The organism is Adonisia turfae CCMR0081 (genome assembly GCF_011009555.1).
Classification (GTDB): domain Bacteria; phylum Cyanobacteriota; class Cyanobacteriia; order Phormidesmidales; family Phormidesmidaceae; genus Leptothoe; species Leptothoe turfae.
In genome coordinates this window covers 4,186,719-4,191,786 of the sequence record NZ_QXHD01000004.1, presented here as the reverse complement: position 1 = coordinate 4,191,786, position 5,068 = coordinate 4,186,719, and the positions used below count along the sequence as shown (strand labels likewise).

The 5,068-nt window shown below is 49.5% G+C and carries 7 protein-coding genes; all 7 read right to left on the bottom strand.

The genetic code is table 11. The features are described 5' to 3' along the window. Positions 1-20: 20 nt before the first annotated feature. The 7 genes from nifW to DXZ20_RS22115 all read right to left on the bottom strand — a co-directional run bounded on the left by nifW (position 21) and on the right by DXZ20_RS22115 (position 5,026). The gene (gene nifW, locus DXZ20_RS22145; RefSeq protein WP_163659259.1) at positions 21-338 is read right to left on the bottom strand and encodes a nitrogenase-stabilizing/protective protein NifW; all 318 of its coding nucleotides are present in this window, start codon (positions 336-338) and stop codon (positions 21-23) included. Continuing rightward, entirely contained in the window at positions 335-556 is a 222-nt protein-coding gene (locus tag DXZ20_RS22140) for a CCE_0567 family metalloprotein (protein WP_163700763.1), read from the bottom strand. Before DXZ20_RS22140 ends, nifW begins: the two co-directional genes overlap by 4 nt. 62 nt (positions 557-618) lie before the next feature. After that, positions 619-1,110 (bottom strand): NifX-associated nitrogen fixation protein, encoded by a 492-nt coding sequence (locus DXZ20_RS22135; RefSeq protein WP_250564635.1) that lies wholly within the window; start codon positions 1,108-1,110, stop codon positions 619-621. Next, entirely contained in the window at positions 1,107-1,535 is a 429-nt protein-coding gene (nifX, locus tag DXZ20_RS22130; protein WP_163659257.1) for a nitrogen fixation protein NifX, read from the bottom strand. Before nifX ends, DXZ20_RS22135 begins: the two co-directional genes overlap by 4 nt. 22 nt (positions 1,536-1,557) lie before the next feature. Continuing rightward, on the bottom strand, positions 1,558-4,365 hold the full coding sequence (locus DXZ20_RS22125) for a bifunctional nitrogenase iron-molybdenum cofactor biosynthesis protein NifEN (protein WP_163700760.1): 2,808 nt from the start codon (positions 4,363-4,365) through the stop codon (positions 1,558-1,560). Positions 4,366-4,405: 40 nt separating this feature from the next. Continuing rightward, complete coding sequence (locus DXZ20_RS22120) at positions 4,406-4,726, bottom strand: Mo-dependent nitrogenase C-terminal domain-containing protein (protein WP_163700758.1); 321 nt, start codon at positions 4,724-4,726, stop codon at positions 4,406-4,408. A gap of 6 nt (positions 4,727-4,732) precedes the next feature. Then, positions 4,733-5,026, bottom strand: coding sequence for a nitrogen fixation protein NifZ (locus tag DXZ20_RS22115; RefSeq protein WP_031294588.1), 294 nt, complete (start codon positions 5,024-5,026; stop codon positions 4,733-4,735). Positions 5,027-5,068 lie beyond the last annotated feature (42 nt).

Below are 5,068 nucleotides of genomic sequence, written 5' to 3'. Positions count from 1 at the left end.
AATGGGCAGTGGGCAGTGGATTACTCCACAGTAATATCGGAGAGCATGACTACGTTCTTCGGTCTGTCTTGGAAGACTTTGAAGAGTTTTTGTTCCACGGAAGAGGAGGTTAAAAACAAATCGTAGGCGGTTTGCAGGGCCTGGCGATAGGCTTTCAGCTTTTGTTCTTCGGGTTGGGCTTTATCTTCGTCTTTGACAAGCTGGGCAAATTTCCGCAAGATATGCAAACGATTGACATTGACCACCTGCGGGTCATAGGCCAAGCCAAAAAACTGAAAATAGTCTTCAGCGTCTTTGAGCTGGTTAAACTGGGCTAAGGTACGAGTTAACGTTGTCATTGATCGGCCTCCAAGGTTTTGAGTTGCTCTTTGAGTTCACGCAATTGACAATAGATGTCATAGGTGCGAGCAGCAGCGGTGGGCAATTCTTCTAAATCAGTAGGTAAGCCTTCGGCAATGTCATGCAGGTCCATTTTCATCTGGCCCGCTTTGCTATTTAGCCTTCTGATTTGTTTTTTCAGATCGTCAAGGGTGGTCGGTGTCGTAGTTTCGGGCATGGGACAAACGAATGATAAAGGAAAGGTAGGGGAGAGCGGCCCCTACCCGGCTGCAGGCTTGACTAAAGGTTACAAACGGCGGGAAACCGCTGGGCTAGATCAATACCTTTTTGGACCAACTTCTCACCTTCAGTATTGAGTTTTTCGAGGGAGTCAAAGCCGAAGCGTTGGGCATCTCGTAGGGTTTTGGACACTAGAATTAGGCGGCCAGAAAAGATTAGCGCCCAGCCGAAGCCTTCGTGGCTGAGGTCGACTACGACTTGAGAGAGCTGACCGGTTTCTTGCTCAATGCAGGCTGCGATCGCACGATAGAATGCCATAATCCGCGCCATGGTAATCGGATCAACGTCCCCTTCCACCGGAATTTTCCGACGCTTTTTCTTAGGAATGATATAGGGCTTCAGTAAAATCTCATCGGCCCAGTTCCGATAGGTGCCATAGGCATCGTTAGCACGAATCTGCTGAACAATTGCCTTGAGGAATAGGGAACTATCAATCACTAATGCGGCATCTAATTCAGTCGTTTTTGGGTCAGTGGCAGCAACAGGACTCATACAATTACTTCCTCTTCAATGGTTTCAAAGTCATCATCAAACGTTAAAGCAGGTTTGTTTTTACTCAAAGCCTTACGTAGCCATGGTGGCGGGCTATGCTTGAGAGATTGCACCAGACGGGCCAGTACATCCCCAATTTCATCGTTGCCAGAGCCGGTCTTGATCGGAGTAATATTTTTGCAAATCAGCCGGGCCGCAGCACTACCCCCAATCGCAGAAACATAGACAATGGTGCAGTTTTGCAAAGCTTTAACCTTGGGCTCTAGCTTATCTTCGTTACCGTCTTCCTTGAGATCACCCTCAAATTTCAGCGCTTCTAGAAAGGTGTAGCCAGTGGTATCCACCTCATAAACATCGATCTGTCGGGCCCAACCAAAGTGGGCATTGATGTGTAACGAATCTTGGGTAGCAAAGGCAATTCTCATCGTTAAATCTCCTTGTGCATACTTACACGTGACCTTCTCGCCAGGCATGAACCTGGGCATGGGCATCAGTTTCATCGACCTCCATAAAAATGTTGCCGATATCAAACAAAAGCTGAGTAGTGCCGTCATAACCGACGGTGTAGCGTCGACCGTTACCAAGCCGGTCAAATACTGGGAAGCCAAGGCGATAGAGGGGAATACCCAGGCGCTTTGACATCGCTTTGGCATTGGAGTTGGCAATTAACAGGTCTGCCCCCTGGGCGAGATCTTCAAAGTCTTCCAAATCGCCAATCGTAACCGTATCAGCTGGCAAGTTTTTGAGTGGTTTGGATGTAGTTGTCGTCACAGCCGCATGAATTTCAGCCCCCGTGGTTGTCAGCCACCAGGCAATCCTATGGAGCAGGTCAGGCTCCAGCGCCAGGGCCACTCGCTTACGACCAAAGAAAAAGTGGGTATCGAGGATAGCATCCTGTAACTGCCGACGCTGGTGACGGAATTTTTCAGGCACAGGGCGACCACTTAGCTCTGAAAGCTCTTGTAAAAAGCTATCCACAGCACCCAGACCGGTGAGACTATTAAAGAGTCTGAACTCAGTACCAAAACGCTGTTGCAAAATTTCAGCCGCCAGCTTCATACTGTTGCCAATCGCCAGGGTGAATGAAGAATAGGCCAACGACTTCAGCTGATTAAGCGTGGTACCTCCATTGGTGAGACCGGAGTAACTATCGGCTAAATGGCCGTCAAGAGACTTAGATAGATCGGGAACAAACACTGGATTGAGCCCAAAGGCCGTCACCATGTCTTTAACTGCCTGTACATCGCCAGGAGCTAGGGACGAACCGGCCAGGACCGTTACCTGGGAAGGCATACCAGGTACGGCGTAGGTATAGAATGAATCGCTACCCTGTTGTCGCAGTTCGTCTTGCCCACTATCCGGAATATCCCGTACCAGTGCCTCTACAGCGGCGGCATAGCCATCCTGTAACGCTCCTTTAAAGTCTGGCGTCGATGCAAATGCAATGGGCAGTGAGGACAGCTCGGGGTGACGCTGCCGGAATTCCTTTAAGATTCCCTGCATATCATCGCCTCGGGTTTCCGTCAGTCCGGTTGTACACAAGCCGATAATGGCTGGCTTGGTTTTCTCCAATAGCGTTAAGATTGCTGTCTCCACATTGCCTTCGCCGCCTAGAATTGTGGTGACCTCTGTCATAGCAGTCGTAGACATAGGGACCGCTTCTCGGAAATGGCGTACTAACATGACCTTGGCAAATGCGGTACACCCCTGAGAGCCATGGAAGAGCGGCATCATGCCTTTGATACCTAAGTAGGCCAGAGCTGCACCTAGAGGCTGGCTTTGCTTGAGGGGATTAACAGTGACGGATTTTCTACGGGAGAGAACTTTGGTTGAAGCCTGGGCAGGATGAGCCAGAGAGGCTCCAGGCTGATCCCAGGCTCCGCCAACGCTATCCCATGGGGCTTCACGTCGCACCTGTTCCCAAATGGGGCTATGCAGAGCTTCATCCAGCTCTTTTGCCATCTCAATCATCCCCAGATAGCCCGCATAGGGATGGTGGCGTTCCTGGTTGATATCAAGGAAGGGAATTCTCGCTTTTAGAGCCGTGTACTGATTACGACCACCGGCAATCAACATGTCAGCTTTAGTTTTGGCAACCACCCTCAGGAGTTCCTGAGCATTGCCTTTGTTCATCATGATGCCGTCTTTACCCAGCAGATTTTTGATCCGGGCCTTATCTTCTTCGGTACTCTTTTTGGTACTCGTGGCCACGACATCAATGCCTAGATCCTTAGCAGCAGAGATAATCGACCAGCTTTTAACACCCCCTGTATAGAGAACAACTCGCTTACCTTTGAGGCGTTGACGATAGGGAGCCAGAGCAATGTCCAGTTTACTGGTCTCTTCTTTGATTAAAGTCTCAACACGGCCCTGTAGATCAAAGTCACCTAGTTTAGCCGCGATCTCTCGCAGCAAACGATTCATATCCTCAATGCCATAAATTGACTCTTCGATGTAAGGAATCCCATAGCGTTCCTCCATCGTATGGGCCATATTGATCAAGGCTTTAGAACAAATCATCACGTTGAGTTTGGCCCGGTGGGCACAGGCCACTTCGTTGTATCGAGCATCACCGGTAATCTTCGCTAGCACTCGAATTCCTAGCTTTTCCAATAGCGGTAACAGGCCCCACATTTCTCCAGCAATGTTATACTCGCCGATTAAATTTATGTCATAGGGTGTGGTATATTCAGGTTCCCGAGTACCGACAACATGCTCTAGCAGTGCTTCACCCCCAATCCGGTTGCCAAGATTCTTACTACCCACAAAACCAGGAGAACTGACCGGAACAACAGGAATGTCAAATTTTTTGCTAGCCGCCTGACAGACAGCATCCAGGTCATCGCCAATCAGCGCCGTTACACAGGTGAGATAAACAAAGATCGCGGCGGGGCTGTAGCGTTCTTTAACGTCATGAATTGCCTTGTAGAGCTTATTTTCACCACCAAAGATAATGTCGTTTTCACTCAGATCGGTGGTGAATCCCATTTGGTAGATCCTGGGACCAGAGGAAAGACTGCCACGACTACCCCAGGAATTACCTGAACAAGCAATGGGTCCATGGACCAAATGGGCCACATCGGTGATCGGCACCAGGGCAATACTGGCCCCGTCAAAGGCACATCCTCCTTGGGCAGCACCAGGCTGTGCCTGCTGTTGACAGGCTTTTTTCTGGCCCTTACCATCTTTCTTATGGTTGTGCTCACAGCCAGGCTGGGTCAGGAGTTCATTGATTTTGCCAGAGGTCATTTTCATGGCGATAAAGAAGGAGGAGGTTACAGTGTTTTGGTATCCCTTAGCGAATATAGGTGGAGATATTTTCGCCACAGGTATCCATCAGGTAGGTCAATGCTCGTAGCCGCAGATCGACAATTTCCTCGTAAACTGGGTTAAGTCTACAGAGGGCCGGGATATGAATGGTGTACCCAAAAAGAGAAATATCTCGTTCAAACGGACAATGACTGGGAATGACTCGACAAATTAAATGGGCAGTTCGGGAATTGGTAACCTGAATCTGATTTATCCAGCGACGTAGTGGGCCAAGGAGACTGGTGCGTTGAGACGTTTGCTCCAGGACGGGGTTGGTTTTTTGGGGGTGAGAGGTGAGGATAGCCATTGGTTCTTACCAATCTGGTTGTTCAATCAAGGGCGGGCGCTCTTCTGCTAGATCGAGTTCTTTTTTAAGACAGCCGACGACATAGTTGGTTTCTAGAAAATGCACAGAATAAATATAAGCCCGTTGTAAATAGGTGCCGATGCCAACGATATAGCCGATATCGCCTTTTTTAGCGAGATGAAAACCGATATCTTTGCCAGGAAAGGTGCCGTCGTTGCGGATAAGCTTGCGAACACGGACGCGATCGCCCATGTCGAAGCAGGGGGGGGAGTCGATTTCGATTTCTTCGCTGAGTTTCATGGAGATGGGGAGGGGGGGAGTAGGGGCTGGTCTTGTGCCTGC